26 protein-coding genes and 1 riboswitch are annotated in these 24,249 nt (G+C 73.5%); of the genes, 15 read left to right on the forward strand and 11 right to left on the reverse strand.

What is annotated here, in order from left to right:
* The 7 genes from JHAT_RS20135 to JHAT_RS20165 form a co-directional block, all read right to left on the reverse strand.
* On the reverse strand, positions 1-1,614 hold the full coding sequence (locus JHAT_RS20135; RefSeq protein ID WP_077799619.1) for an alpha/beta hydrolase: 1,614 nt from the start codon (positions 1,612-1,614) through the stop codon (positions 1-3).
* A gap of 129 nt (positions 1,615-1,743) precedes the next feature.
* Complete coding sequence (locus JHAT_RS20140) at positions 1,744-2,514, reverse strand: urease accessory protein UreD (RefSeq protein ID WP_171990990.1); 771 nt, start codon at positions 2,512-2,514, stop codon at positions 1,744-1,746.
* Entirely contained in the window at positions 2,502-3,179 is a 678-nt protein-coding gene (gene ureG / locus JHAT_RS20145; RefSeq protein WP_077799620.1) for an urease accessory protein UreG, read from the reverse strand. Before ureG ends, JHAT_RS20140 begins: the two co-directional genes overlap by 13 nt.
* Positions 3,180-3,307: 128 nt before the next feature.
* Entirely contained in the window at positions 3,308-3,982 is a 675-nt protein-coding gene (locus JHAT_RS20150; protein ID WP_077799621.1) for an urease accessory protein UreF, read from the reverse strand.
* An 8-nt stretch (positions 3,983-3,990) separates the two neighbouring features.
* A complete protein-coding gene (locus JHAT_RS20155; protein ID WP_077799622.1) occupies positions 3,991-5,712 on the reverse strand; it encodes an urease subunit alpha in 1,722 nt (573 codons plus the stop codon).
* Entirely contained in the window at positions 5,705-6,016 is a 312-nt protein-coding gene (locus JHAT_RS20160; RefSeq protein ID WP_077799623.1) for an urease subunit beta, read from the reverse strand. Before JHAT_RS20160 ends, JHAT_RS20155 begins: the two co-directional genes overlap by 8 nt.
* 13 nt (positions 6,017-6,029) lie before the next feature.
* Complete coding sequence (locus JHAT_RS20165) at positions 6,030-6,332, reverse strand: urease subunit gamma (protein ID WP_077799684.1); 303 nt, start codon at positions 6,330-6,332, stop codon at positions 6,030-6,032.
* Positions 6,333-7,021: 689 nt separating this feature from the next.
* Positions 7,022-7,152, forward strand: a riboswitch (cyclic di-AMP (ydaO/yuaA leader).
* A gap of 3 nt (positions 7,153-7,155) precedes the next feature.
* On the opposite strand from JHAT_RS20165, the gene JHAT_RS20170 reads away from it, so the two are divergent.
* The gene (locus JHAT_RS20170; protein WP_077799624.1) at positions 7,156-7,629 is read left to right on the forward strand and encodes a C40 family peptidase; all 474 of its coding nucleotides are present in this window, start codon (positions 7,156-7,158) and stop codon (positions 7,627-7,629) included.
* Between the two features lie 84 nt (positions 7,630-7,713).
* The gene (locus JHAT_RS20175) at positions 7,714-8,328 is read left to right on the forward strand and encodes a DUF6328 family protein (protein ID WP_077799625.1); all 615 of its coding nucleotides are present in this window, start codon (positions 7,714-7,716) and stop codon (positions 8,326-8,328) included.
* Here JHAT_RS20175 and JHAT_RS20180 read toward each other — a convergent pair.
* A complete protein-coding gene (locus JHAT_RS20180; RefSeq protein ID WP_077799626.1) occupies positions 8,319-8,822 on the reverse strand; it encodes an ATP-binding protein in 504 nt (167 codons plus the stop codon). The genes JHAT_RS20175 and JHAT_RS20180 overlap by 10 nt on opposite strands.
* Positions 8,823-9,035: 213 nt before the next feature.
* Between JHAT_RS20180 and JHAT_RS20185 the strand changes: the two genes are divergently transcribed.
* Together JHAT_RS20185 and JHAT_RS20190 are read left to right on the forward strand one after the other, a co-directional pair.
* Entirely contained in the window at positions 9,036-9,896 is an 861-nt protein-coding gene (locus JHAT_RS20185) for a helix-turn-helix transcriptional regulator (RefSeq protein ID WP_077799627.1), read from the forward strand.
* 11 nt (positions 9,897-9,907) lie between these two features.
* Positions 9,908-10,147 (forward strand): DUF397 domain-containing protein, encoded by a 240-nt coding sequence (locus JHAT_RS20190; protein WP_077799628.1) that lies wholly within the window; start codon positions 9,908-9,910, stop codon positions 10,145-10,147.
* A gap of 42 nt (positions 10,148-10,189) precedes the next feature.
* Here JHAT_RS20190 and JHAT_RS20195 read toward each other — a convergent pair whose 3' ends face one another.
* The gene (locus tag JHAT_RS20195; RefSeq protein WP_077799629.1) at positions 10,190-11,317 is read right to left on the reverse strand and encodes an 8-amino-7-oxononanoate synthase; all 1,128 of its coding nucleotides are present in this window, start codon (positions 11,315-11,317) and stop codon (positions 10,190-10,192) included.
* 150 nt (positions 11,318-11,467) lie between these two features.
* On the opposite strand from JHAT_RS20195, the gene bioB reads away from it, so the two are divergent.
* The 11 genes from bioB to mug all read left to right on the forward strand — a co-directional run bounded on the left by bioB (position 11,468) and on the right by mug (position 22,413).
* Entirely contained in the window at positions 11,468-12,676 is a 1,209-nt protein-coding gene (gene bioB, locus JHAT_RS20200) for a biotin synthase BioB (RefSeq protein WP_077799630.1), read from the forward strand.
* Positions 12,669-13,955, forward strand: a complete 1,287-nt coding sequence (locus tag JHAT_RS20205; RefSeq protein ID WP_077799631.1) for an adenosylmethionine--8-amino-7-oxononanoate transaminase — start codon at positions 12,669-12,671, stop codon at positions 13,953-13,955. Before bioB ends, JHAT_RS20205 begins: the two co-directional genes overlap by 8 nt.
* 3 nt (positions 13,956-13,958) lie before the next feature.
* Positions 13,959-14,675 carry a dethiobiotin synthase gene (gene bioD / locus JHAT_RS20210; protein ID WP_077799632.1) on the forward strand — a complete coding sequence of 239 codons (717 nt, stop codon included), beginning with the start codon at positions 13,959-13,961 and terminating at the stop codon, positions 14,673-14,675.
* A 108-nt stretch (positions 14,676-14,783) separates the two neighbouring features.
* Entirely contained in the window at positions 14,784-15,473 is a 690-nt protein-coding gene (locus JHAT_RS20215; RefSeq protein ID WP_077799633.1) for a class I SAM-dependent methyltransferase, read from the forward strand.
* A gap of 140 nt (positions 15,474-15,613) precedes the next feature.
* Positions 15,614-16,504, forward strand: a complete 891-nt coding sequence (locus JHAT_RS20220) for an LLM class F420-dependent oxidoreductase (RefSeq protein ID WP_077799634.1) — start codon at positions 15,614-15,616, stop codon at positions 16,502-16,504.
* Positions 16,505-16,570: 66 nt separating this feature from the next.
* Complete coding sequence (locus JHAT_RS20225; protein ID WP_077799635.1) at positions 16,571-16,996, forward strand: GNAT family N-acetyltransferase; 426 nt, start codon at positions 16,571-16,573, stop codon at positions 16,994-16,996.
* Positions 16,997-17,121: 125 nt separating this feature from the next.
* Positions 17,122-18,471: a hemolysin family protein gene (locus JHAT_RS20230; RefSeq protein ID WP_077799636.1), complete on the forward strand. Its 1,350-nt coding sequence runs from the start codon at positions 17,122-17,124 to the stop codon at positions 18,469-18,471.
* Positions 18,468-19,490, forward strand: coding sequence for a hemolysin family protein (locus JHAT_RS20235; protein ID WP_077799637.1), 1,023 nt, complete (start codon positions 18,468-18,470; stop codon positions 19,488-19,490). Before JHAT_RS20230 ends, JHAT_RS20235 begins: the two co-directional genes overlap by 4 nt.
* 64 nt (positions 19,491-19,554) lie before the next feature.
* A complete protein-coding gene (locus JHAT_RS20240; RefSeq protein ID WP_077799638.1) occupies positions 19,555-20,334 on the forward strand; it encodes an SGNH/GDSL hydrolase family protein in 780 nt (259 codons plus the stop codon).
* 88 nt (positions 20,335-20,422) lie between these two features.
* A complete protein-coding gene (gene purB, locus JHAT_RS20245) occupies positions 20,423-21,865 on the forward strand; it encodes an adenylosuccinate lyase (protein WP_077799639.1) in 1,443 nt (480 codons plus the stop codon).
* A complete protein-coding gene (gene mug / locus JHAT_RS20250) occupies positions 21,862-22,413 on the forward strand; it encodes a G/U mismatch-specific DNA glycosylase (protein WP_107481972.1) in 552 nt (183 codons plus the stop codon). Before purB ends, mug begins: the two co-directional genes overlap by 4 nt.
* 90 nt (positions 22,414-22,503) lie before the next feature.
* Here mug and JHAT_RS20255 read toward each other — a convergent pair whose 3' ends face one another.
* The gene (locus JHAT_RS20255) at positions 22,504-23,232 is read right to left on the reverse strand and encodes an ABC transporter permease (RefSeq protein WP_077799640.1); all 729 of its coding nucleotides are present in this window, start codon (positions 23,230-23,232) and stop codon (positions 22,504-22,506) included.
* Positions 23,233-23,234: 2 nt separating this feature from the next.
* The gene (locus JHAT_RS20260) at positions 23,235-24,164 is read right to left on the reverse strand and encodes an ABC transporter ATP-binding protein (RefSeq protein ID WP_077799641.1); all 930 of its coding nucleotides are present in this window, start codon (positions 24,162-24,164) and stop codon (positions 23,235-23,237) included.
* Between the last annotated feature and the right edge of the window lie 85 nt (positions 24,165-24,249).

Below are 24,249 nucleotides of genomic sequence, written 5' to 3' on the forward strand. Positions count from 1 at the left end.
TTACGGCTTGGGCGTGGCGTGCGGGGCGCAGGTCACGTCCCGGGCGTCCAGCTTGCCGGTGAGCAGGTAGGCGTCCACCCGTTCGTTGATGCACGGGTTGACCAGACCGGTGACGCCGTGGGAGCCGGCGTCCCGCTCGGTGATCAGGCGGGAGCCCTTGAACCGCTGGTGCAGTTCGACGGCGCCCTCGTACGGGGTGGCCGCGTCACGCTCGGACTGGACGATCAGCACGGGCGGGAGTCCCTTGCCGGTCTTCACGTTCAGCGGGGTCTGCTGCTTGACCGGCCAGGTGGCGCACGGCAGGTTCATCCACGCGTTGGCCCAGGTCATGAACGGGTGGTCGCGGTGCAGCCGGGTGTTGTCGCGCTCCCAGGTGCGCCAGTCGGTGGGCCACTTGGCGTCCGTGCACTCGACCGCCGTGTAGACGGCGTTGCCGTTCTCCGCGGAGGCGTTGCCGACGGTGTCGGACGGGTCCGGGGCGGCGGCGTCGACGAGGGCCTGGGTGTCGCCGGCGACGTACTCGCTGAAGACCGCCGCCGTGGAGGCCCACGCGGAGTCGTAGTACGGGGCGCTCTGGAAGAAGGAGATCAGCTCGGCCGGGCCGACGACGCCGCCGAGGGGCGCCTTCTCGGCGGTGGCGCGCAGCTTGAGCCACTGCTCCTGGACCTCGGCGCGGGTGTCGCCGAGGTGGTAGGTCGCGTCGTTCTTGGCGACCCAGTCCTGCCAGTCCTTCCAGCGGCCCTCGAAGGCGACGTCCTGGTCGAGGTTGGCCTCGTACCAGATCTTCTCGCGCGAGGGGTTGACGACGCTGTCGACGACCATTCGGCGCACGTGGTCCGGGAAGAGGGTGCCGTAGACCGCGCCGAGGTAGGTGCCGTAGGAGACGCCGAGGTAGTTGAGCTTCTTCTCGCCGAGGGCGGCGCGGATGACGTCCAGGTCGCGCGCGGTGTTCGGCGTGGTCATGTGCGGGAGCATCTCGCCGCTGCGCTCGAGGCAGCCCTCGGCGTACTCGGCGGCGAGCTTGCGCTGGGCGCGCTTGTCGGCCTCGGAGCGGGGCACCGGGTCCATCTTGGGCGCCTTGACGAACTCCTGCGGGTCGACGCAGGAGATGGGCGCGGACCTGCCGACGCCGCGCGGGTCGAAGCCCACGAAGTCGTAGGCCTCGGCGATGTCGGCCCACACCGCGCTCTTGCCGGTGACGCGGGCCGGGAAGCGCAGGCCGGAACCGCCGGGGCCGCCCGGGTTGTAGAGGAGCGCGCCCTGGCGCTCGGACTCGGTGCCGGTGTTGCCGATGCGGTCGACGGCGAGCTTGATCTGCTTGCCGTACGGCTTGGCGTAGTCGAGCGGCACGGTGACGTAGCCGCACTGGATGGGCTTGGGCAGGTTCCAGTCGGCGGGGCAGTCCTGCCAGTCGACGCCGGCCTTCGCGGCGCGGGCCGCGGCGATGGCGGCGCCGCGGGCCTCGCGGTCCCAGCCCTGTCCGTGGCCCCGGCCGGTGGCCGGGCTGGCGTCGGCCGCCGGTGCCGCGACGGCGCCGGCTATCAGCGTGGCGGTGACGAGAGCTCCGGCCGAGCCGAACGCCGCGGCTCTCCGGTGCAGCCTGGTCTTCCTCAAGTGGCCCTCCCCGTAAGTGGATCGACACGTACGGGGATCCTCGCGGCTGTGCACTCCCCGAGAACAGGGCCGCCACCACTTCTTTGCCAATCCGATAAACGGATAAGCCTGTCCGAGGGGCGGAGCGGTTCAGTCCAGGAGGGCCAGCGCCTCGTCCAGCAGCCGCCGCAGCCGCAGCGCGTCCGGCGCCACGGCCGTCACCAGCGCGGCCGGTCCGGCGAGCGGCATGACGGCCGCGCCCTCCCCGACCACGCGGGCGGCCGGCGGCGCGGTCGCGAACGACGGCCGGACGACGACCACCTGGCCGACGGCACGGTGACCGGCCAGCCCGGCGGGACCGTCCCAGCCGCCCGGGGCGCCGGGTCCGCAGGACAGTTCCTGGTCGAGGACGAGGCGGCCCGCGACCCGTACGGCGAGACGGCTGGTGAGCCGCCCCGGTTCCTCTCCGAAGCGCCCGAGCACCTGTTCCTCACGCAGCACGAGCCGGGCCGTGGGCGCGAGGTCGACGCGGGTGGTCACGTGCAGGTCGCTGCCGTTCGCGGAGATCAACTGCTCGGGAGCCCAGTGCAGTTCGGCGTCGTCGGCGACGGTGAGCCGGACGTCGTAGCGGGCCTCCGCCTCGTCCTGGCCCGGCAGGGCGAGGGTGGCGGCGGCGGAGCCGATCCGCAGCCTGGCGCCCTGCACCGCCTCGGCACTCACCGTGAAGCGGTCGCCGCCGAGCGGTCCGCTCATCGCGCCGACCAGCATCACCCGGGCCTCGTCCCCACTCCCCCGGGTCCGCCGCACCGCGAGGGGCCCTTCGCCCTCCAGCACGGGCAGGCGGGTGCCGCCGTGTCCGTCGCCGCGGGCGAGGATCCGCGCCCGCGCCCGGACGCCGCCCGGCGCCCTCACGCCGTCCACGCGGCGAGCCGGGCGCGCACCCAGTCGACGGCCTCCCCCGCGCCCGCCCCGCTCCTGAGCGACTGGAGGACGACGGGCAGTTCGCCGCGCTGCGCCTCGGCGTCGGCGGCCATCCGCGCGAGGTCGGCGCCGACGTACGGGGCGAGGTCGGTCTTGTTGACGATGAGCAGGTCGGCGGTGGAGACACCGGGGCCGCCCTTGCGCGGGACGTCGTCGCCGCCCGCCACGTCGATCACGAAGATCTGGGCGTCGACGAGTCCCCGGGAGAAGGTGGCGGTGAGGTTGTCGCCACCGGACTCCACGAGCACCAGGTCGAGCGGCCCGACCTCGTCCTCCAGGTCCTCGACGGCCTCGAGGTTGGCGGAGATGTCGTCCCGGATCGCGGTGTGCGGGCAGGCGCCCGTCTCGACGGCGCTGATCCGCTCCGGCGGCAGCACCGCCTCGCGGAGCAGGAACTCGGCGTCCTCGCGCGTGTAGATGTCGTTGGTGACGACGGCGAGGGAGAGTTCGTCGCGCAGGGCGCGGCAGAGGGCGGCGACGGTGGCGGTCTTGCCGGACCCGACGGGGCCGCCGAGCCCGATGCGCAGCGCGCGGCGGCTCCCGTCGGGCCGCCGGGCGTCGGCGGACACGGCGGCGGGTCCGTCGTGGTGGTGGTCGAGGTGCATGGTGACTCCTGGGGTCGGCTCTCGGCCCGTCCGGTGTTCGGGGACGAGGCCGTCCGGGTCGAACGGGGGTTCCAGGGGGTGGAGCCCCCGGGGTCGGGAAAGGGAAGGGACGGCGGGGCGGGAACCCGCTACGAGGCGAACAACCGCACGGCCCAGGCGGCATGCGCCTGTGCCCCGATCTCGAGCAGCGGCGCGGACCGCGCCGGCAGCGCGTCCGCCCCCTCGCTCACGGCCAGGTGCGCCGCCTCCACGGCGTCCTGGGCCACGCGGTCCACCTCGGGCGCCAGCCGCGCGAGGACGGCGGTGGCGTCGAACGGGTCGAGGCCGAGCAGCCGGACGACCGCGGTCGCCGGTCCGCTCACCCCTTCGTAGGCGGAGCAGTACGCCGCGTCCAGGGGCCCGAGCCCGGCCGCGCGGGCGGCGAGGCCGAGGACGACGGGCTGGTGGGCGCCCTTGGGGAAGCGTCCGGCCAGTGCGTCGAGTCCGGGGTCCGGCCAGGTGGCGCGGGCGGCCCGCATGAACTGCCGGCCGAGCCTGCGCGCCACCGTCCGCAGGGCGGGCGACGGTGTGCGGGCGTCCGCGGCCCGGTCGAGTTCCCCGGGGTCGACGCCGAGGGCCGCGGCCGCCGCGAGGGCCGCCGTCACGGCTCCGCTCGTGTGCAGCCGCCCCCGGCAGAACTCCTCCAGGCTCGCGGCGTCGGTGATGCGTCCGGCCTTGACGGCGGCCTCGGCCCCGCCGGAGTGGGCGTGCCCTCCGGCGGGGAAGCGGCCGTCCGACAGGACGAGCAGTGCTGCGCGGCTCACGAGGGCACTCAGAACAGGAAGTACCGCTGTGCGAGCGGCAGTTCCGTGGCCGGTGCGGGTTCGACGAGCTCGCCGTCGATGGTCACCGCGAAGGAGTCCGCGGCGACCTCGACCCGCGGCAGGGCGTCGTTCTCGCGCATGTCGGCCTTGGTGCGGCCGCGGGTCGAGCGGATGGGGACGAACTCCTTCCCGAGTCCGAGGCGTTCCGGCAGCCCGTCCTCGATCGCCGCCTCGGCCACGAAGTTCAGCGAGTTCATGGCCGGTGCCCTGCCGAGGGCGCCGTACATCGGGCGCGGCAGGACGGGCTGCGGGGTGGGGATGGAGGCGTTGGCGTCGCCCACCTGCGCGTGGACGATCTGGCCGCCCTTGAGCACGACCTGGGGCTTCACGCCGAAGAACGCGGGCTCCCACAGGACCAGGTCGGCGAGCTTGCCGGACTCGACGGAGCCGACCTCGTGCTCGATGCCCTGGGCGACGGCGGGGTTGATGGTGTACTTGGCGACGTAGCGGCGCGCGCGCCGGTTGTCGGCGCGGGTGTCGCCGGACAGGAAGCCGCGTCGTCGCTTCATCACGTGCGCGGTCTGCCAGGTCCGCAGGACGACCTCGCCGATGCGTCCCATGGCCTGGGAGTCCGACGACATGATGGAGATGGCCCCCATGTCGTGCAGGACGTCCTCGGCCGCGATGGTGCTCGGCCGGATGCGCGACTCGGCGAAGGCCAGGTCCTCGGGGACGGCCGGGTTGAGGTGGTGGCAGACCATCAGCATGTCGAGGTGTTCCTCGACGGTGTTGACGGTGTGCGGCCGGGTCGGGTTGGTGGACGCCGGCAGCATGTTCGGCAGCGACACCGCCGTGATCATGTCGGGTGCGTGGCCCCCGCCGGCGCCCTCGACGTGGAAGGCGTGCAGGGTGCGTCCCGCGACCGCGTCGAAGGTGTCGCCGACGAATCCGGCCTCGTTCAGGGTGTCCGTGTGGACGGCGAGCTGGACGCCGGACTCCTCGCACACGTCCAGACAGGCGGAGATCACGGCGGGGGTGGCGCCCCAGTCCTCGTGGATCTTGAAGCCGAGGATGCCGGCGCGCAGTTGGTCGCGCATCGACTCCTTGGACGTGGTGCTGCCCTTGCCGAGGAAGCCGATGTTGACGGGGCTCGACTCCAGGGCCGCGTACATCCGCGCGAGGTGCCACGAGCCGGGGGTGACCGTGGTCGCCTTGCTGCCCTCGGCCGGGCCCGTGCCGCCGCCGATGAGGGTGGTGACGCCGGAGGCGAGGGCCTCGTCGACGATGCCCGGCGCGATGAAGTGGACGTGTGTGTCGATGCCGCCGGCGGTGACGATCCTGCCGTTGCCCGCGATGATCTCCGTCTCGGGCCCGATGACGAGTTCCGGGTGGACGCCGTCCATGGTGTCCGGGTTGCCGGACTTGCCGATGCCGGTGATGCGGCCGTCGCGGATGCCGATGTCGGCCTTGACGATGCCCCAGTGGTCGATGATCACCGCGCCGGTGATCACGGTGTCGGGGGCGCCCTCGGCGCGGGTGGCGCACGACTGGCCCATGGACTCGCGCAGCACCTTGCCGCCGCCGAAGACCGCCTCGTCGCCGGAGCGGCCGGGGCCGCCGGAGCGGTCCTCCTCGATCTCGACGAAGAGGTCGGTGTCGGCCAGGCGGATGCGGTCGCCGGTGGTCGGGCCGAACAGGTCGGCGTAGGCGGCGCGGGACAGTTCAGGCATCGAGGGCACCTCCGGTCGCGCCGCGCAGCCCCGCGACGACGCGGGCTCCCGCGAGGGGGATCAGCTCCACGTCGACCGGGATGCCGGGCTCGAACCGGACGGCGGTGCCGGCGGCGATGTCCAGCCGCTTGCCGTGTGCCGCGGCGCGGTCGAAGTCGAGACCGGGGTTGGCCTCGGCGAAGTGGTAGTGGGAGCCGACCTGGACGGGCCGGTCGGCGGTGTTGAGCACGGTGAGGCGGGTGGTCTCGCACCCCTCGTTGAAGACGACCGGCTCGTCGGCGAAGAGGATCTCTCCGGGAATCATGGTGTCGTTCCCGTCAGACGATCGGTTCGTGGACGGTGACGAGCTTGGTGCCGTCGGGGAAGGTCGCCTCGACCTGCACGTCGTGGATCATCTCGGGAACGCCCTCCATGACCTCGTGACGCCGGATCAGCTCGCGGCCCGACGCCATGAGCTCGCCGACCGTGCGGCCGTCGCGGGCGCCCTCGAGGATGTGCGAGGTGATCAGCGCGACGACCTCGGGGTGGTTGAGCTTCACACCTCGCGCGCGGCGCTTCTCGGCCACGTCCGCGGCCACATGGATGAGCAGTCTCTCCTGCTCGTGCGGGGTCAGTTGCACGTACCACCTCACAGGACATCACGCCGGGACCGGACGGTCCGGCTTCCGCGTCCACCGCGGCGGCTCCAGGTGTAACACACGGAAAGTAACCTGAACGCACCGCCGCCGTTCAGGAAACCGCAGGTGGAAGGGGGTGCAGAGGAAGGCTGCGGCACTTCCGCCCCGTCGCACGGTCTTGACCGACTGATTACCGGTTTGACCGATCGATTACCGGTGCCCGGCGGCGGACTTCCGCATGCCCGCGATCCCCGGGCACCACCGCCGTCCGCAGGACGACCCGGGGGCCGTGTCCGGCACACCCACCGCCGCACGGGGGACGGGACCGGCCGAACGGCGTACCCCCTTTCGGCGTAGGAACACCATGGATTTCCGGCCCTCCTCGCTTGCGCGATCCCCGCGCCCGAATGGCGGAATCTTTCATTCCCCCGCTGGTCCCGGGGTCGTCACGGCAGTCGACGGAGAGGCCGGACACCGACATGTCCACCCGAACGGCCGAGTGGTGAGTAACCACACAACATCCCGGTTCCGTTGGGATTTTCCGACTTCCGTGAGACAAGATCCATGACTGACGACAAGCCCCCGCCGCAGCGGTGGGGCGGTCCGGGCGGACGCCGAGTCCTGCCGCCGCCCGGACGACCGGTCGACAGGAGTGGATCGGCAGGAGTGGAGGACCCGAGCACGACGGGTCGCCGGAACGGACGCCTTCGCGACAGGCGCCGGGCCGAGCAGCCCTTGGGGTGAAGCCGCACTCGTGCGGCCGGGCAACTTCGCCAGCCCGAATCCGACAGGTCATCCTTCACAGGCGGCTGACGAAGGGTTGCGCATGACTGCGCTCAATCGTGTCCCGTCGCTGATGGCCCGTGCCGGTACGGCCTCGGCCCTGACCATCGCCGCCGTGGGCGGCTCCCTCGTGGTTCCCGGCGCCTCCTCCGAGGCCGCCGCGGCGAGCCACGCGACGAAGGCCCTCAGGATCGCGGCCTCCAAGAAGGGCTCGCCCTACGCGTGGGGCGCCACCGGACCGTACCGGTTCGACTGCTCCGGACTGACGCTGTACTCGTTCAAGAAGGCCGGCAAGAAGCTGCCGCGGACCGCCGCGCAGCAGTACAACAAGACCCGGCACATCTCCGCCAGGAGCCGCAGGGCCGGAGACCTCGTGTTCTTCCACTCGGGCCGGAGCGTGTACCACGTCGGCATCTACGCCGGGAAGGGCAAGATCTGGCACGCCCCGAAGACCGGGGACGTGGTGCGGCTGCAGAAGATCTGGACGAGCAACGTCTGGTACGGCCGGGTGAAGTGATCAGCCCGGGGCGGCGCCGGCGTCCTGACGCGCCGTCACCGTCCCGGGTGCGTGACACGGTGCTCAGCGGTTGACCGCCACGGTATGGCCGACCACCGCCGCTGCACCGCGCGCAAGGAGACACCGCTGGAGCGCGCCGACCGCAACTTCGTCGAGCTGCTCCAGGAACTGCGCGTCACCCGGACCGGCGTGCAGGTCCTCTTCGTCTTCCTGCTGTCCCTGGCCTTCACGTCGCGCTTCCCGGAGCTCGACACGGTCCAGCGCGTCGTCTACGTCACCACGCTGCTGTTCGCGGTGCTCGCCGCGACGCTGTTCACGGCCCCGGCCGCGCTGCACCGCTCCCTCTTCCAGCACGGCGCCAAGGAGCGCATCGTGCGGGTGTCCTCGCGGCTCGCCACGCTCGGCCTGGGCGTGCTGGTGCTCGCGTTCACCGGCTCGGTGATGCTCGTGGTCGACGTGACCACCGGACGGACCGGCGGAGCGGCCGCCGGTGCGGCGACCCTGCTGGTCCGCCTCGGCCTGTGGTGGCTGCTCCCCCGCCTGGTCCGGCGGGCCCACCTGGCCGGTGGACACCGCGCCGCCGAACGGCGTCCGGCGGCGGAACCGGCCGCCGGGGCCCGGGAGGAGGCGGTGCGGAGCCGCACGGCGCGGCGCTCGCCGTCCGTCACGCGCCGGGTGCCGTCCACGCCTCACCGCTGAGGCTTCCGCTGCCCCACGGCCTCGCTCCGGGGACGGCCCACGGCCGTGACCGGCTCGGCGGGCGCCGACGGGCCCGGTGCCCTCCAGGGCAGTTCGATGGAGACGGTCTTGCCGCCCTCGCGCGTGGGCCGCACCCTCAGCCTGCCGCCGCACTCCGCCGTCAGCCAGCGGACGATCACCATGCCCCGGCCGTTGTCCTGCTGCACGGCGGCGGGCAGGCGCTTGGGGAAACGCGGGTGGCTGTCCGTGACGCCGACGCACAGCCGTTCGTCACGGTCGAGCACGAGGTCCACCGTGAAGGTCGGTGACTGCCCGAGCGTGTGCTGGACCGCGTTGGTGGCCAGCTCGGAGACGATGAGCCGGACGGTCTCGGACACCTCCGCGTCCGCGGGCAGACCCCACTCCGCCAGAGTGCCCACCACATAGGTGCGCGCGGCGGCCACCGAGGCGGGATCGCTCGGCAGAGTGACGGATGCTTCCAGATGGTCTGCCATGGCGACGTCGTCCCTTTCCCACGGGACCGCAGCCCGACACGGAGCGGACGGTTCGAGTACGGTCCCGGACTGGTGCTTCGCCGCCAGACTGCCACCCTCACCCGGTGCGGAGCGGCGATCCACCAAGATATGCATATATCTGTCGCTCGAAGCGGTGAACTCTGCGACGACAGACCGTATGCGCGCGCCTCGACGGGAGTAAAGGAGTGGCCCATGCAGCACGGTCCGGTGGTGCGCCGCCGAAAGCTGGGTGCGGAACTGCGCGCCCTGCGCACGTCGGCGGGGATCACCAGCGGCGAGGCGGCCCGGCTGGTGGGCTGGCACCAGTCGAAGATCAGCCGGATCGAGACCGGGACGAGCGGGGCGAAACCGGCCGACGTGCGGTTACTGCTGGACGCCTACGGCGTGGACGACCGGGAACTGCGGGAGCTGCTGGTGGTGCTGGCGGGCTCCGACGACACGGGCGGCCGGCACCACTGGTGGCACGCCTACCGCGGGGTACTGCCGCCGACGTACCGGGACTTCATCAGCCTGGAGTCGCAGGCGAGCGCGATGCGCACCCTGGAGACCACCGTCGTGCCCGGACTGCTGCAGACCCCGGAGTACGCCCGCGCGGTCACGCGGGCCGCGGTGGACGGGCTGTCGGAGGAGCGGCTGGACACACTGGTGGAGGTCCGGCTGGCCCGGCAGGACGTGCTGCGGGCCGATCCGCCGCTGGAGCTGAACGCGGTCCTCGACGAAGCGGTGCTGCGCCGGGAGGTGGGCGGGCCGGGGGTGATGGCCCGGCAGCTGACCCGGCTGGTGGAGGCCGCGCGGCTGCCCCACGTCCGGCTCCAGGTGCTCCCGTTCACCGCCGGGGCGCACATCGGCGTCACCGGTCCTTTCGTCATCTTCTCCTTTCCGAGCACTTCTGATCTCGACGTGGTTGTTCTCGACCACTTGACGAGTAGCCTCCATCTCGAGCGGAAAGAAGACCTAGAGGCCTACACCGAGGCCTTCGACGCCCTCCTGCTCCATGCCCTTTCGCCCGAGGACTCGTTGGACTACATCGCCGCGACAGCGGCCGGCGCGTAAGGAGGCACCACATGTCCGCACTTCCTCGGAAGACCCCCACGAGTACCGATCTGCGCGGTGTGCGATGGCTGCGCAGCAGCTACAGCACCGGAGCCAACAACTGCGTGGAGACCGCACGGCCGTCGGCCGGCCCCTGGGCCGGACTGCTCGCCGTGCGCGACTCCAAGGACCCGGCCGGGCCCGCGCTGCTCTTCTCCCCGGGGAGCTGGGCGTCGTTCACGGCCGCGATCCGCCGCGGCCGGCCACGCTGATCCGACCGGGCACCGCGCGACGCACGGCCGTGCCACGCCGACTCATGGCCGCGTTTCGCCGATCACCCGTACAGCGCGTTCGATCTGTTCCCCGGAGAGGTCCGCGCGGGCGGTCAGCCTGAGCCGTGAGATGCCGTCGGGCACCGACGGAGGGCGGAAGCAACCCACGGACAGGCCGGCCGTCCGGCAGTCGGCCGCCCACCGGACGGCCGCCTCCGGGGAAGGGGCGCGCACCGAGACCACCGCGGCGTCCGGACGTACCGCTTCCAGACCCGCGGCGGTCAGGCGTGCGTGCAGCTCGGCCGCCACCGCGCGCGCCCGGGCCGCCCGTTCGGGCTCACGGCGCAGCAGGCGCAGAGCGGCGAGGGCCGCGCCCGTCGCCGCGGGGGCGAGCCCCGTGTCGAAGATGAAGGACCGTGCCGTGTTGACGAGGTGGTCGATCACCCGGGCGGGGCCGAGCACGGCACCGCCCTGGCTGCCGAGCGACTTGGACAGCGTGAGCGTCACGACGACGTCGTCGGCGCCCGCGAGCCCCGCCGCGTGCGGGGCGCCCCGGCCGCCCTCGCCGAGGACCCCGAGGCCGTGGGCGTCGTCGACGACCAGCCCGGCGCCGTGCTCCCGGCACGCCTCGGCGAGGGCGGCCAGCGGCGCGGCGTCGCCGTCCACCGAGAAGACCGTGTCGGAGACGACGACGGCGGTCCCGTCGTGCGTCGCCAGCGCCTTGCGCACCGCGTCCGGGTCGGCGTGCGCCACCACCTGGGTCGTGCCCCGGGCCAGCCGGCAACCGTCGATCAGCGAGGCGTGGTTGGCGGCGTCGGAGACGACGAGGGAGCCGTGCGGGGCGAGCGCGGTGACCGCGGCGAGGTTGGCCGCGTAGCCGGAGGAGAGGACGAGGGCGGCCTCGAAGCCGCAGAAGGCGGCCAGTTCGCGCTCGAGTTCGGTGTGCAGTTCGGTCGTTCCGGTGACGAGCCGGGAGCCGGTCGCGCCGCCGCCCCAGGCACGCGCGGCCCGCGCCGCTCCCTCGACCACCTCCGGATGCCGGGCGAGACCGAGGTAGTCGTTGCTCGCCAGGTCCAGCAGCGGCGAGTCGGCCGGACGGGGCCGCAGCGTCCGTACGAGACCGGACCGGCGGCGCGCCCCGGCCTGCTCGTCGATCCAGCCGAACGCCATGAGTCACCCTCCGGGGATTTTGTAGGCAGTGGACAGACACTAGCGGCACGACGGGTCGTCCGAGGTGTGGCGATACCCACACGACGATCTGTCACTGTTGTGCGAACTCTCCTTGGCCCCGGGCGGCCCCGTAGGACAGGATCGGCTCTCATGGATCTGCTGAACACGCTGGTGGACAAGGGGCTTCGGCGCGAGACGCCGACCCGCGAGGAGGCGCTGGCCGTCCTGGCCACGTCCGACGACGACCTGCTCGACGTGGTGACCGCGGCCGGCAAGGTGCGCCGTCACTGGTTCGGCCGACGGGTGAAACTCAACTACCTCGTCAACCTCAAGTCGGGCCTGTGTCCCGAGGACTGCTCCTACTGCTCGCAGCGGCTCGGCTCGAAGGCCGAGATCCTCAAGTACACCTGGCTCAAACCCGGCCAGGCCTCCGAGGCCGCCGCCGCGGGTGTGGCCGGCGGTGCCAAGCGGGTGTGCCTGGTGGCCAGCGGACGCGGCCCGACCGACCGGGACGTGGACCGCGTCTCCGAGACGATCAAGGCCATCAAGGACCAGAACGAGGGCGTCGAGGTGTGCGCCTGCCTGGGCCTGCTCTCCGACGGCCAGGCGGAGCGGCTGCGCGAGGCGGGCGCCGACGCCTACAACCACAACCTCAACACGTCCGAGTCGACGTACGGGGACATCACGACCACGCACACGTACGCCGACCGGGTGGACACGGTCAACAAGGCGCACGCGGCCGGGCTGTCCGCCTGCTCCGGGCTGATCGCGGGCATGGGTGAGAGCGACGAGGACCTGGTCGACGTGGTCTTCTCGCTGCGCGAGCTGGACCCCGACTCGGTGCCGGTCAACTTCCTGATCCCGTTCGAGGGCACCCCGCTGGCCAAGGAGTGGAACCTCACCCCGCAGCGGTGCCTGCGGATCCTGGCGATGGTCCGGTTCGTGTGCCCCGACGTCGAGGTGCGCATCGCCGGCGGCCGCGAGGTGCACCTGCGCAGCATGCAGCCGCTCGCCCTGCACCTGGCCAACTCCATCTTCCTGGGCGACTACCTCACCAGCGAGGGCCAGGCGGGCAAGGCCGACCTGGAGATGATCGCGGACGCCGGCTTCGAGGTGGAGGGCACCGACCGGGTGACCCTGCCCGAGCACCGCACGGCGGGCCGGGGCGGCTGCGGGCCGCACGAGGACGGCGGCTGCGGATCCCACGAGGGCGGCGGTGTCTGTGGTTCCGTCCCGGCCGAGGGCGGGTGCGGTTCCGCGACGGCCGCGGAACCGGCGGTCCCCGCGGGCGAGGCGCGCACCGATCTGGTAGCGGTGCGCCGGCGCGGCGCGGGAACCGACCTGGCGCCCAATGCCTGAGCCCGCGCTGACCGTGGACGCGCTGCTGGCCCTGGACCGGCAGCACGTCTGGCACCCGTACGGACCGATGCCCGGCCGGCAGGACCCGCTGGTGGTGGAGTCGGCGAGCGGGGTGCGGCTGCGGCTGGCCGGCACCCGGGACGAGCTGGTCGACGGGATGTCGTCCTGGTGGTCGGCGATCCACGGCTACAGCCACCCGGTCCTCGACGAGGCCGTGCGCGACCAGCTCGACCGCATGAGCCACGTCATGTTCGGCGGCCTCACCCACGAGCCCGCCGTGCGGCTGGCCAAGCTCCTGGTCGACATCTCGCCCGACGGGCTGGAGCACGTGTTCCTCGCCGACTCCGGCTCGGTGTCGGTCGAGGTCGCGGTCAAGATGTGCCTGCAGTACTGGCGCTCGCTGGGCCGCCCCGCCAAGCAGCGGCTGCTGACCTGGCGCGGCGGCTACCACGGCGACACCTGGCACCCCATGTCCGTGTGCGACCCCGACGGCGGCATGCACGACCTGTGGAGCGGCGTCCTGCCCCGCCAGCTGTTCGCCGACGCCCCTCCCGCGGAGTACGACGACGCCTACGCCGCGCACCTGTCGTCGATGATCGAGCGGCACGCCGACGAGCTGGCCGCGGTGATCGTCGAACCGGTGGTGCAGGGCGCGGGCGGCATGCGGTTCCACTCCCCCGCCTACCTGCGGGTGCTGCGCGAGGCGTGCGACGCGCACGACGTGCTGCTGGTGTTCGACGAGATCGCCACCGGCTTCGGACGCACCGGTGCCCTGTTCGCCGCCGAACACGCGTCGGTGACACCGGACGTGATGTGCGTGGGCAAGGCGCTGACCGGCGGTTACCTGACCATGGCCGCCACCCTGTGCACCGCGCGCGTCGCCGACGGCATCTCCCGGGGCGAGGTGCCGGTGCTCGCCCACGGGCCCACCTTCATGGGCAACCCGCTCGCCGCCGCCGTCGCCTGTGCCTCCGTCGAGCTGCTGCTCGGCCACGACTGGCGCGCGGAGGTCAAGCGCATCGAGGCCGGCCTCACCGAGGGGCTCGCCCCCGCCGCCGCCCTGCCGGGCGTGAGCGACGTGCGGGTGCTCGGGGCGATCGGCGTCGTCCAGCTCGACCACCCGGTCGACATGCGGGCCGCCACGGCGGCGGCCGTGCGCGAGGGCGTCTGGCTGCGCCCGTTCCGCGACCTGATCTACACCATGCCGCCCTACATCACCGGCGACACGGACATCGCCCGCATCACCCGCGCGGTCCGCGCGGCGGCGAAGGAGGGATGACACATGCCGGTACTGGTGATCACCGGGACGGGCACCGAGGTGGGCAAGACGGTCACGACCGCCGCCGTCGCCGCGGCGGCGCTGGCGGCCGGCCGGTCGGTGGCCGTGCTGAAGGCCGCTCAGACCGGCGTACGGCCCGACGAGCCCGGGGACGCCCAGGAGATCGCGCGTCTGGCGGGCGCCGTGACGGCGGCCGAGGTCGCCCGCTACCCCGAACCGCTGGCACCCGCCACGGCCGCGCGGCGGGCCGGGCGGGCGCCGGTGCGTCCCGGGGAGGTGGCGGAGGCCGCGGCCAAGCTGGCCACCGAGCACGATCTGGTGCTGGTCGAGGGGGCCGGCGGGCTGCTCGTCCGGTTCGACGAGGCGGGCGGGACGCTGGCGGACGTCGCGGCCCTGCTCGGCGCACCGGTGCTCGTGGTGGCGTCGGCGGGACTCGGCACCCTGAACACGACCGAGCTGACCGCCCGTGAACTCGCGACGCGGGGGCTGGAGTTGACGGGCGTGGTGATCGGCGCCTGGCCCACGGAACCGGACCTCGCCTCGCGCTGCAACCTCGCGGACCTGCCGGACGTGTCCGGGGCACCGTTGCTCGGCGCCCTGCCCGCCGGGGCGGGTGCCCTCGCACCGGCCGCCTTCCGGTCGGCGGCGCCGCACTGGCTGGCCCCCCGCCTGGAGGGCACGTGGGACGCGGACGCGTTCCGCCGCCGGGAGGCCCCCTGAACGACCGCCGGCCGGACCACCGCGCGCACGTGGCGTGCCGACGGGCGGGTGCGCGGTGCTCGGGCGGGGGACAATCACGGTGAGGCGCCACCTCGTGAGGGAGGTCCCATGCCGCTGCGATCCGCCCGTTCCCGCGCAGTGCCCCCGGACGCCGTGCACCATCCGCTCTTCGCCCGCTGCTACGCCCGGTTCAGCACGAGCGCCGAGACCCGGACGGGCATGGCGCGGGTGCGCGAGCGGCTGCTCGTCGGGCTGTCCGGGCGGGTGATCGAGATCGGCGCGGGCAACGGCCTGAACTTCGCGCACTACCCGGGCACCGTCTCGGAGGTCGTCGCCATCGAACCGGAGCGTTCCCTGCGGCGGCTGGCCGTGGACGCGGCGCTGCGGGCCCAGGTGCCGGTCGACGTGGCGCCGGGTACGGCGGAGGCGCTGCCGGTCAAGAGCGAGGCCTTCGACGCGGCCGTCGTGTCGCTGGTGCTGTGCAGCGTCCGGGACGTGCCGCGGGCCCTCGGGGAACTGCGGCGGGTGCTGCGTCCCGGTGGTGAGCTGCGGTTCTTCGAGCACGGGCGGGGCGGCGGACGGGTGATGACCTTCACCCAGCGGGCGCTGGACCGGACGGTGTGGCCGTCGCTGGCCGGCGGCTGTCACGTGTCCCGGGACCCGGTCGCCGCGCTGCGGGACGCCGGGTTCGCCCTGGGCCCGTACCGGCGGATGCTGATGCCGGAGAACGGGCCGGCCCTGCCGGTGTCGTACTGCGTCCTCGGTACGGCCTGGCGACCGCCCGGAAGTGACGCCTAGCCGTGGTGCGCGGGCGTCCCACGCTCCACCGGCGCAGTTCCTGACCGGTGCCGGAACGCCGGTAGGGGCGAGGGCGGCGGCCGCGGTGCGCCGGTGATCGACTCGTCGGGACCGAGGACAACCGTGTGCGAGGAGGGTTCATGTCACGTCCGTTCCGTTTCGGCGTCAACCTGACGGTCTCCGCCGCGGCCGCGGAGTGGAGCGAGAAGTGCCGGCGGGCCGAGGAGCTGGGCTACGACGTCGTCCTGGTCCCGGACCACCTCGGCACGGTGGCCCCGTTCCCGGCGCTGGTCGCGGCGGCCCGGGCCACCGAGCGGCCGCGGGTGGGCACGTTCGTGCTCAACGCGGGTTTCTGGAACCCGGTGCTGCTGGCCCGGGAGGTGGCGACCACGGACGCCCTCACCGGCGGGCGCCTGGAGCTGGGGCTCGGCACCGGCTACGTGCGGGCGGAGCACGACACGGCGGGGCTGCCGTTCGGCTCGCCGCGCGAGCGCGTGGATCATCTGCGGCGCACCGTGGAGGAACTGCGACGGCTGCTCGGCGACGAGGAGCACCGGCCGCGGCCGGTGCAGCGGCCCGGGGTGCCGCTGCTCATCGGCGCCAACGGCGACCGGATGCTGGAGCTGGCCGCCCGGCACGCCGACATCGTCGCGTTCACGGGCGCGCGTACGGTGCCGGGGAGCACGACGGGGCGGCTCGCGCCCCTCACGGTCGAGGAGCTGGACGAGCGCGTCGCCCGCTACGGAGAGACGGCGGCGGGGCGCGGGGAGCCGGCGGAGCGGAACCTGCTCATCCAGACGGTGGTCGTCACCGAGGACCGCGAGGCCGCCCTCCGCCCCCTGCTGGAGCACGTGCCGCACCTGACCGCCGGCCAGGCGCTGGAGCTGCCCCTCGTGCTGCTGGGCACCCTGGAGGAGATCGCCGCGCAGGTGCGGGCGCAGCGCGAGCGGTACGGGTTCACGTACCTGACGGTGCTGGAGCCGTACATGGAGGCCTTCGCCCCGGTGATGCGGGCGCTGCGCGGCACCTGACGGTCCGCGCCGTCCGCATGCCGGAATCCTCGTTCGGCGCTCCACCGCGCGTGGTGGGATCACGGCATGGACGATCTTCGGATACGGGCCGCCGGGCCCGAGGACCTGGACGCCGTACTGGCCTTCTGGAGGGCGGCCGCGGAGGGGACGAGCATCAGTGACGACCGGGACGGCGTGGAACGCCTGGTCGCCCGCGACCCCGACGCGCTGATCCTGGCCGAGCGCGGCGACGCCCTGGTGGGCACGGTGATCGCCGGCTTCGACGGCTGGCGCTGCCATCTGTACCGGCTGGCGGTGCACCCCGGCCACCGCCGCCGGGGGATCGGCTCGGCCCTGCTGGACGCCGCGGAGGAGCGGTTCGCGCGGCTCGGCGGGCGGCGCGCGGACGCGATGGTGCTGGTGCGCAACGAACGGGCGCAGCATGCGTGGCGGGCCGCCGGGTACGCGCCCGAGGAACAGTGGCGACGCTGGGTCAAGCCCCTCGCCGACTGAAGGCGGCCCGACCGGGAGGCGGCCCGACCGAAAGGCGGTGAGCACCGGCGCATGAGCGAGTGTCCCGGCGCGCGACGTCGCGCGAACCTCCGCGTCCTGTCCGATCATGGAGCCGAGGTGACCCGATGACCGAAGTGCTCCTGCTGCTGGTGGCGATCCTGCTCTCGCTCGCGTGCGGCGCGTTCGTCGCGGCCGAGTTCTCGCTGACCACCGTCGAGCGCGGTGAGCTGGAGCGGGCCGCCGCGCGCGGCGAGCGGGGCGCGGCGAGCGCGTTGAAGGGTGTACGGAACCTGACGTTCCAGCTGTCCGGGGCGCAGCTCGGCATCACGGTCACCAACCTGGTGGTCGGCATGCTCGCCGAGCCGTCGGTCGCGGCGCTCCTCGCGGGTCCGCTGGAGGACGCCGGGGTGTCCCGTTCGACGGCCTCGTCGCTGGCACTGGTGCTGGGCACGGCCCTGTCCACGGTCTTCCTGATGATCGTCGGCGAGCTGGTGCCGAAGAACTGGGCGATCTCCTCGCCGCTGGCCGTCGCCAAGCGGGTGGGCGGTCCGCAGCGCTGGTTCAGCACGGCCTTCCGGCCCTTCATCACCCATCTGAACAACTCGGCCAACCGCGTCGTGCGCCGCCTCGGCGTGGAGCCGGCGGAGGAGCTCGCGTCCGCACGCGGGCCGCAGGAGCTGGCGGCGCTCGCCCGGCACTCCGCCAAGGAGGGCGCGCTGGAGCCCGACACCGCCGAACTGTTCGTGCGCACGCTGAACCTCGCCGACCTGACGGCGGAGAACGTGATGACCCCGCGCGTCCAGGTCGTCGCCCTGGACTGGCGGGCGACCTGCGAGGACGTGGCCAACGCGACGCGGGCGACCGGGCTTTCCCGGTTCCCGGTCTACCGGGACACCCTCGACGCGGTGGTGGGGACGGCCCACGTGAAGGACGTGCTGGCGGTGCCCGCCGAACGCCGGCCGCGGGTGCCGGTCGCCGAGCTGATGCGCGAGCCGCTGCTCGTCCCGGAGACGCTGACCGTGGACCGGCTCCTGGACCGGCTCTCCGGGCGTCGCACGATGGCCGTCGTCATCGACGAGTACGGCGGGACGGCGGGGGTGGCCACGCTGGAGGACATCGTCGAGGAGGTCGTCGGCGAGGTGCGCGACGAGCACGACCCGCACGAGATCCCCGAGCTGGACCCGGCCGGCACCGACGAGCGGGGCCGCGCGCTGTACCGGGCCGACGGCTCGGCCCGGGTGGACCGGCTCGCCCGCGTCGGCCTGCGCGTGCCGGAGGGCCCCTACGAGACGGTCGCCGGGCTGGTCGCGGCCCGGCTGGGCCGCATCCCCGCGGTCGGCGACACCGTCGACATCGGGGGCTGGCGGCTGGACGTGGTGGACGCGACGGGGCGCCGGGCCGCCAGGGTGCTGCTGTGCGCGCCGCTCGACGACGGCCCGACGGACGCCGACGAGGACGGGGAGGCCGGACGGTGACCGCCGTACAGCTGCTGATCGGTCTGGCGACGCTCGTCGTCAACGCGTTCTTCGTGGGCGCGGAGTTCGCGCTGATCTCCGTGCGCCGCAGCCAGGTGGAGCAGTACGTCGAGGAAGGGGCGGAGGGCGACCGGCGGGCGAGGAGCGTGCTGTGGGGTCTGGAGCACGTGTCCGCGCTGCTGGCGGCGGCCCAGCTCGGCATCACGCTGTGCACCCTGGTCCTCGGCATCGTCGCGGAACCGGCGATCGCGCACCTGCTGGAGCCGGTGTTCCACGCGGTGGGCGTGCCGTCGGGGGCGGGGCACGCGGTGTCCTTCGTGATCGCGCTGGTGCTGGCGACGTACCTGCACATGCTGCTCGGCGAGATGGTCCCGAAGAACATCGCGCTGGCCGAGCCGGTGCGCAGCGCGCTGCTGCTCGGGCCGCCGCTGGTGGGGCTGTCCCGCGCGCTGCGGCCGGTGATCTTCACGGTGAACGCCTTGGCGAACACGCTGCTCAAGCTGCTCAGGGTGGAGGCGAAGAGCGAGGTCTCGGCGACCTTCACGGACCGGGAGCTGGCCGAGATCGTCAAGGACGCCAGCGAGGCCGGGTTGATCGACGACCGCGCCCAGGAGCGCCTGCACGACGCCCTGGAACTGGGCCGCCGGCCGGTGCGGGACGTGGTGCTGCCGCTGGAACGCGTCGTGCACGCGCGCGTGGGCATCACGCCGGAGCAGTTGGAACGGCTGTCGGCCGCGTCCGGGTTCTCCCGCTTCCCGGTGGTGGACGACGGGCGGCGGATCGTCGGCTACCTGCACGTCAAGGACGCCCTGGACGCCTCCCCCCGCACCGCGCCGTTCCGGCTGCGGGACATGCGGCCCATCGCCCGGGTGCGGGAGGGCACGCCGCTGGACGACGTGCTCACGGCGATGCGCGGCAGCCGTACGCACCTGGCGGCGGTCCTGGGCTCCGACGGGCGGCTGGCGGGACTGGTGACCATGGAGGACGTGCTGCGGGAACTGTTCGGCCGACGGACCTGAACCGGCGTCCCGGCCCAGGGCGACCGACCGGCGGGTATGGAGTCGGGTTACCATCTTCGTCGCCATGCAGACGAACCCCACCCACACCAGCCTCGTCGCCGTCGGCGACTCCTTCACCGAGGGCATGTCCGACCTGCTGCCCGACGGTTCCTACCGGGGCTGGGCCGACGTCCTCGCGGCGCGGATGGCCGCCCGCACCCCCGGTTTCCGGTACGCCAACCTCGCCGTGCGCGGGAAGCTGATCGGACAGATCGTCGACGAGCAGGTGGACGTCGCGGCGGCCATGGGGGCCGACGTGATCACGCTGGTCGGCGGGCTCAACGACACCCTGCGGCCCAAGTGCGACATGGCCCGGGTGCGGGACCTGCTCACGCAGGCCGTGGAGCGGCTGGCGCCGAACTGCGAGCAGCTCGTGCTGATGCGCAGCCCCGGGCGCCAGGGTCCCGTGCTGGACCGGTTCCGGCCGCGCATGGAGGCGCTGTTCGCGATCATCGACGACCTCGCCGGGCAGCACGGTGCCGTGGTCGTGGACCTGTACGGCGCCCGGTCGCTGGCCGACCCGCGCCTGTGGGACGTGGACCGGCTGCACCTGACCGCCGAGGGCCACCGCCGGGTGGCGGAGGCCGTGTGGCAGACGCTGGGCTACGCACCCGAGGACCCCGACTGGCACGCGCCGGTCCCGGCGACGCCGCCGCCGGGCTGGCTCACGCGCCGCACCGAGGACGTGCGGTTCGCCCGGCAGCACCTGCTGCCCTGGATAGGCCGCAGGCTGACGGGCCGCTCGTCCGGCGACGGCCTGCCGCCCAAGCGCCCGGAGCTGCTGCCGTACGGGGATCCGGCGTGATCGTCCCCGGGTCCGGGCGGCGTTCGTAGCTTCCGACGAACAACCCCGCGGCGCCGACCTGCACGAATCGCCAGTAGAATCGGTCCACGTGACTTCCGCTCCCGCCAAGCCCCGCATCCCGAACGTCCTCGCCGGACGCTACGCCTCCGCCGAGCTCGCCACGCTCTGGTCGCCCGAGCAGAAGGTGAGGCTCGAGCGGCAGCTCTGGCTCGCCGTGCTGCGCGCCCAGAAGGACCTGGGCATCGAGGTGCCCGACGCCGCGATCGCCGACTACGAGCGCGTCCTGGACCAGGTCGACCTGGCCTCCATCGCCGAGCGCGAGAAGGTCACGCGGCACGACGTGAAGGCGCGGATCGAGGAGTTCAACGACCTCGCCGGGCACGAGCACGTGCACAAGGGCATGACCTCCCGCGACCTGACGGAGAACGTCGAGCAGCTGCAGATCCGGCTGTCGCTGGAGCTGGTCCGCGACCGCTCCGTGGCCGTCCTGGCCCGCCTCGGCAAGCTGGCCGGCGAGTACGGCGAGCTGGTCATGGCCGGCCGCTCGCACAACGTGGCCGCGCAGGCCACGACGCTGGGCAAGCGGTTCGCCACCGCCGCCGACGAGCTGCTCGTGGCGTACGGCCGGGTGGAGGAACTGCTCGGCCGCTACCCGTTGCGCGGCATCAAGGGTCCGGTCGGCACCGCCCAGGACATGCTGGACCTGCTCGGCGGGGACGCCGGCAAGCTCGCGGAGCTGGAGCGGCGGATCGCCGGGCACCTCGGCTTCTCGCAGGCCTTCACCTCGGTCGGCCAGGTCTACCCGCGCTCCCTGGACTACGAGGTCGTCACCGCGCTGGTGCAGCTGGCGGCGGCGCCGTCCTCGCTGGCGAAGACCATCCGGCTGATGGCCGGGCACGAGCTGGTCACCGAGGGCTTCAAGCCCGGCCAGGTCGGCTCCTCGGCGATGCCGCACAAGATGAACACCCGCTCCTGCGAGCGCGTCAACGGCCTGATGGTGGTCCTGCGCGGCTACGCGTCGATGACCGGCGAGCTGGCGGGCGACCAGTGGAACGAGGGCGACGTGTCCTGCTCGGTGGTGCGCCGGGTCGCGCTGCCGGACGCGTTCTTCGCCCTGGACGGCCTGCTGGAGACCTTCCTGACCGTGCTCGACGAGTTCGGCGCCTTCCCCGCCGTCGTGGCCCGCGAGCTCGACCGCTACCTGCCGTTCCTCGCCACCACCAAGGTGCTGATGGGCGCGGTGCGGGCCGGGGTCGGCCGCGAGGTCGCGCACGAGGCGATCAAGGAGAACGCCGTCGCCTCCGCGCTGGCGATGCGCGAGCAGGGCGCCGAGCGCAACGAGCTCCTCGACAAGCTGGCCGCCGACGAGCGCATCCCGCTGGACCGTGCCGGGCTCGACGCGCTGATGGCCGACAAGCTGTCCTTCACCGGCGCCGCGGCCGACCAGGTCGGCGTCGTCGTCGGCCGGATCGAGGAGATCGTCAAGCAGTACCCGGCCGCCGCGGGCTACACCCCCGGAGCGATCCTCTGACCCGCTTCACCCGGGCCGAGCTGGAGGCCGCCCGCGACCGTCTCGTACCGGACGTCGTCGCGGACGGTCTCCGCGTGCTGTTCTGCGGCATCAACCCCGGCCTGCTGTCGGCGGCGACGGGGCACCACTTCGCCCGCCCGGGCAACCGGTTCTGGCCGGTGCTGCACCTGTCCGGCTTCACACCGCGGCAGCTGAAGCCGTCGGAGCAGCAGGAGCTGCTGTCGTACGGCCTCGGCATCACCAACGTGGTGGCCCGGGCGAGCGCGCGGGCGGACGAGCTGGGTGCCGAGGAGTACCGGGAGGGCGGCCGGCTGCTGGCGCTCAAGGTGGAGCGGCTGCGGCCCCGTTGGCTGGCCGTCGTCGGTGTCACCGCGTACCGGGCGGCGTTCGACGACCGCAAGGCCCGGGTGGGGCCGCAGGAACGCACGATCGGGGGCACCCGGGTGTGGGTGCTGCCCAATCCCAGCGGTCTCAACGCGCACTGGACGGCCGCGACGATGGCGGAGGAGTTCGCCCGGCTGCGGGCCGCGGCGGACGCGGAGGCGTAGCCGGCCGGTCGCGGTCCGGTGGGCCGGCCGGTCACGGTCCGGTGGGCCGGCCGCCACCGACCGCGGGCGGAGCGGCGGCCGGCCCCCGGGTCAGGCGTCCCGGCGGCGCAGCCGCCAGGTTCCGGCGAGGAGGGCGGCCGCCGTCCACAGCGCGGTCACGGCGAGTCCCGTCCACGGCCCCGGGGTGCCGTCGTACCTCTGGTGGAGGACCACTTGGCCGGCCCTGTCCGGCAGGAATTCGACGGCGCCGCCGGCCGCGTCCCCGATGACGAAGGAGACGACGAGGATGAACGGGATCAGGACGGACAGGGTCACCACGCCGCTGCGGAACAGCGCGGTGAGACCGGCCGCGAACAGCGCCATCAGCGTGAAGTAGAGCCCGCAGCCCACGACGCCCCGCACCTGCTCGCCCACGGTGAGGCCGTCCGCGGCCCCGCCGAGGCCCGCGCGGGCCGCGAGCAGGGCGGCGAGGGCGGAGAGCAGTCCCACCGCGAACGTCGGTACGGCGACGGCGGCCAGCTTCGCCGCGAACCACCGTCCACGCCGGGGAACGGCGGCCAGGGAGACCCGGATCCCGTTCCCCTGGTACTCGGACGACACGGCCACGGCGCCGAACGCGATGGCGGCGATCTGACCGGGCACGGCCCCGGAGAGGGCCGTGAACAGCGGGTCGAAGTCCGGGTCCGAGGTGTCGGAGACCCCGGCCAGCGCGGAGAAGGCCGCGGTGACGGCGAACACGGCCGCCAGCGTGCCGCACAGCGAGCGCAGGGTGAGGACCTTGAGCGCCTCGGAGCGGAGCACGGGTGTGAAGAACGGCATGGTCAGGCCTCCTGTGACGGCGCGGGCTGCGCGGTGAACTCGGTCTCGGCGGCGGTCAGGTCCAGGTAGGCCTGCTCCAGGGTGCCCTCGTCCGGGGCCAGTTCGAGGATCGGGACGCCCGCCTCGGACACGGCACGGCCGATGTCCTCCACGCGCGCGTGGTCCACGGTCCAGCGGCCGTCGTCGTGCTCCACCGCGTCGTGGCCGTGCCGGGCGAGGACGGTCCTCAGGGCGGAGGGGTCCGAGGTGCGGATGCGCACGCGCGGGCGCACACGCGCGTCGATGAACTCCCGCATCGGGGTGTCGGCCAGCAGGCGGCCCCGGCCGAGGACCACCAGGTGGTCGGCGAAGGACGCGGTCTCGTTCATCAGGTGGCTGGAGACCAGGACCGTACGGCCCTCGGCCGCGAGCCGGCGCAGCAGCTGCCGGATCCAGATGATGCCTTCGGGGTCCAGCCCGTTGGAGGGCTCGTCCAGCATCACCACCCCGGGGTCGCCCAGCAGCGCGGCGGCGATGCCCAGCCGCTGGCGCATGCCCAGGGAGTACGTCCTCACCCGGCGGCGGGCCACCGAGGCGATGCCCGTCTCCTCCATCACCTCGTCGACCCGGCGCGCGGGGAGGCGGTTGCTCAGCGCGAGGACGCGCAGGTGGTCACGGGCGGTGCGCGAGCCGTGCGCGGCGTGCGCGTCGAGCAGGGCGCCGACGTGCCGCAGCGGCTCGTCGAGCGTCGCGTAGGGGCGCCCGCCGACGGTCGCGGCCCCGGACGTGGGCCGGTCGAGGCCGAGCACCAGCCGCATGGTGGTGGACTTCCCGGCTCCGTTGGGGCCGAGGAATCCGGTGACGCGGCCGGGGTGCACGGTGAAGGTGAGGTCGTCGACGGCTCGCCGGGTGCCGTACTCCTTGGTGAGGTTCTGGACGTCGATGCTGGTCATGGCAGCAGCGTGACGTCCGGTGAGGGGGCGGGTCCTCCCCCGCCGGTGGGCGGTGTCTCCCCCGTGCGGGGGATCGCGTGGTCGG

Origin of the sequence: Streptomyces sp. JHA26, from assembly GCF_002005565.1 — a bacterium.
GTDB lineage: Bacteria > Actinomycetota > Actinomycetes > Streptomycetales > Streptomycetaceae > Streptomyces.

Excerpts from the sequence above, each read along its gene's own strand:
- JHAT_RS20260 (WP_077799641.1), bottom strand. The coding sequence starts at position 24,164 with ATGACCAGCATCGACGTCCAGAACCTCACCAAGGAGTACGGCACCCGG.
- JHAT_RS20185 (WP_077799627.1), top strand. The coding sequence starts at position 9,036 with ATGCAGCACGGTCCGGTGGTGCGCCGCCGAAAGCTGGGTGCGGAACTG.
- JHAT_RS20215 (WP_077799633.1), top strand. The coding sequence starts at position 14,784 with ATGCCGCTGCGATCCGCCCGTTCCCGCGCAGTGCCCCCGGACGCCGTG.
- JHAT_RS20175 (WP_077799625.1), top strand. The coding sequence starts at position 7,714 with ATGGCCGACCACCGCCGCTGCACCGCGCGCAAGGAGACACCGCTGGAG.
- JHAT_RS20230 (WP_077799636.1), top strand. The coding sequence starts at position 17,122 with ATGACCGAAGTGCTCCTGCTGCTGGTGGCGATCCTGCTCTCGCTCGCG.
- JHAT_RS20160 (WP_077799623.1), bottom strand. The coding sequence starts at position 6,016 with ATGATTCCCGGAGAGATCCTCTTCGCCGACGAGCCGGTCGTCTTCAAC.
- JHAT_RS20255 (WP_077799640.1), bottom strand. The coding sequence starts at position 23,232 with ATGCCGTTCTTCACACCCGTGCTCCGCTCCGAGGCGCTCAAGGTCCTC.
- JHAT_RS20170 (WP_077799624.1), top strand. The coding sequence starts at position 7,156 with ATGACTGCGCTCAATCGTGTCCCGTCGCTGATGGCCCGTGCCGGTACG.
- bioB (WP_077799630.1), top strand. The coding sequence starts at position 11,468 with ATGGATCTGCTGAACACGCTGGTGGACAAGGGGCTTCGGCGCGAGACG.
- JHAT_RS20240 (WP_077799638.1), top strand. The coding sequence starts at position 19,555 with ATGCAGACGAACCCCACCCACACCAGCCTCGTCGCCGTCGGCGACTCC.
- JHAT_RS20220 (WP_077799634.1), top strand. The coding sequence starts at position 15,614 with ATGTCACGTCCGTTCCGTTTCGGCGTCAACCTGACGGTCTCCGCCGCG.
- ureG (WP_077799620.1), bottom strand. The coding sequence starts at position 3,179 with ATGCACCTCGACCACCACCACGACGGACCCGCCGCCGTGTCCGCCGAC.
- JHAT_RS20205 (WP_077799631.1), top strand. The coding sequence starts at position 12,669 with ATGCCTGAGCCCGCGCTGACCGTGGACGCGCTGCTGGCCCTGGACCGG.
- JHAT_RS20180 (WP_077799626.1), bottom strand. The coding sequence starts at position 8,822 with ATGGCAGACCATCTGGAAGCATCCGTCACTCTGCCGAGCGATCCCGCC.
- JHAT_RS20195 (WP_077799629.1), bottom strand. The coding sequence starts at position 11,317 with ATGGCGTTCGGCTGGATCGACGAGCAGGCCGGGGCGCGCCGCCGGTCC.
- bioD (WP_077799632.1), top strand. The coding sequence starts at position 13,959 with ATGCCGGTACTGGTGATCACCGGGACGGGCACCGAGGTGGGCAAGACG.
- JHAT_RS20225 (WP_077799635.1), top strand. The coding sequence starts at position 16,571 with ATGGACGATCTTCGGATACGGGCCGCCGGGCCCGAGGACCTGGACGCC.
- JHAT_RS20155 (WP_077799622.1), bottom strand. The coding sequence starts at position 5,712 with ATGCCTGAACTGTCCCGCGCCGCCTACGCCGACCTGTTCGGCCCGACC.
- JHAT_RS20190 (WP_077799628.1), top strand. The coding sequence starts at position 9,908 with ATGTCCGCACTTCCTCGGAAGACCCCCACGAGTACCGATCTGCGCGGT.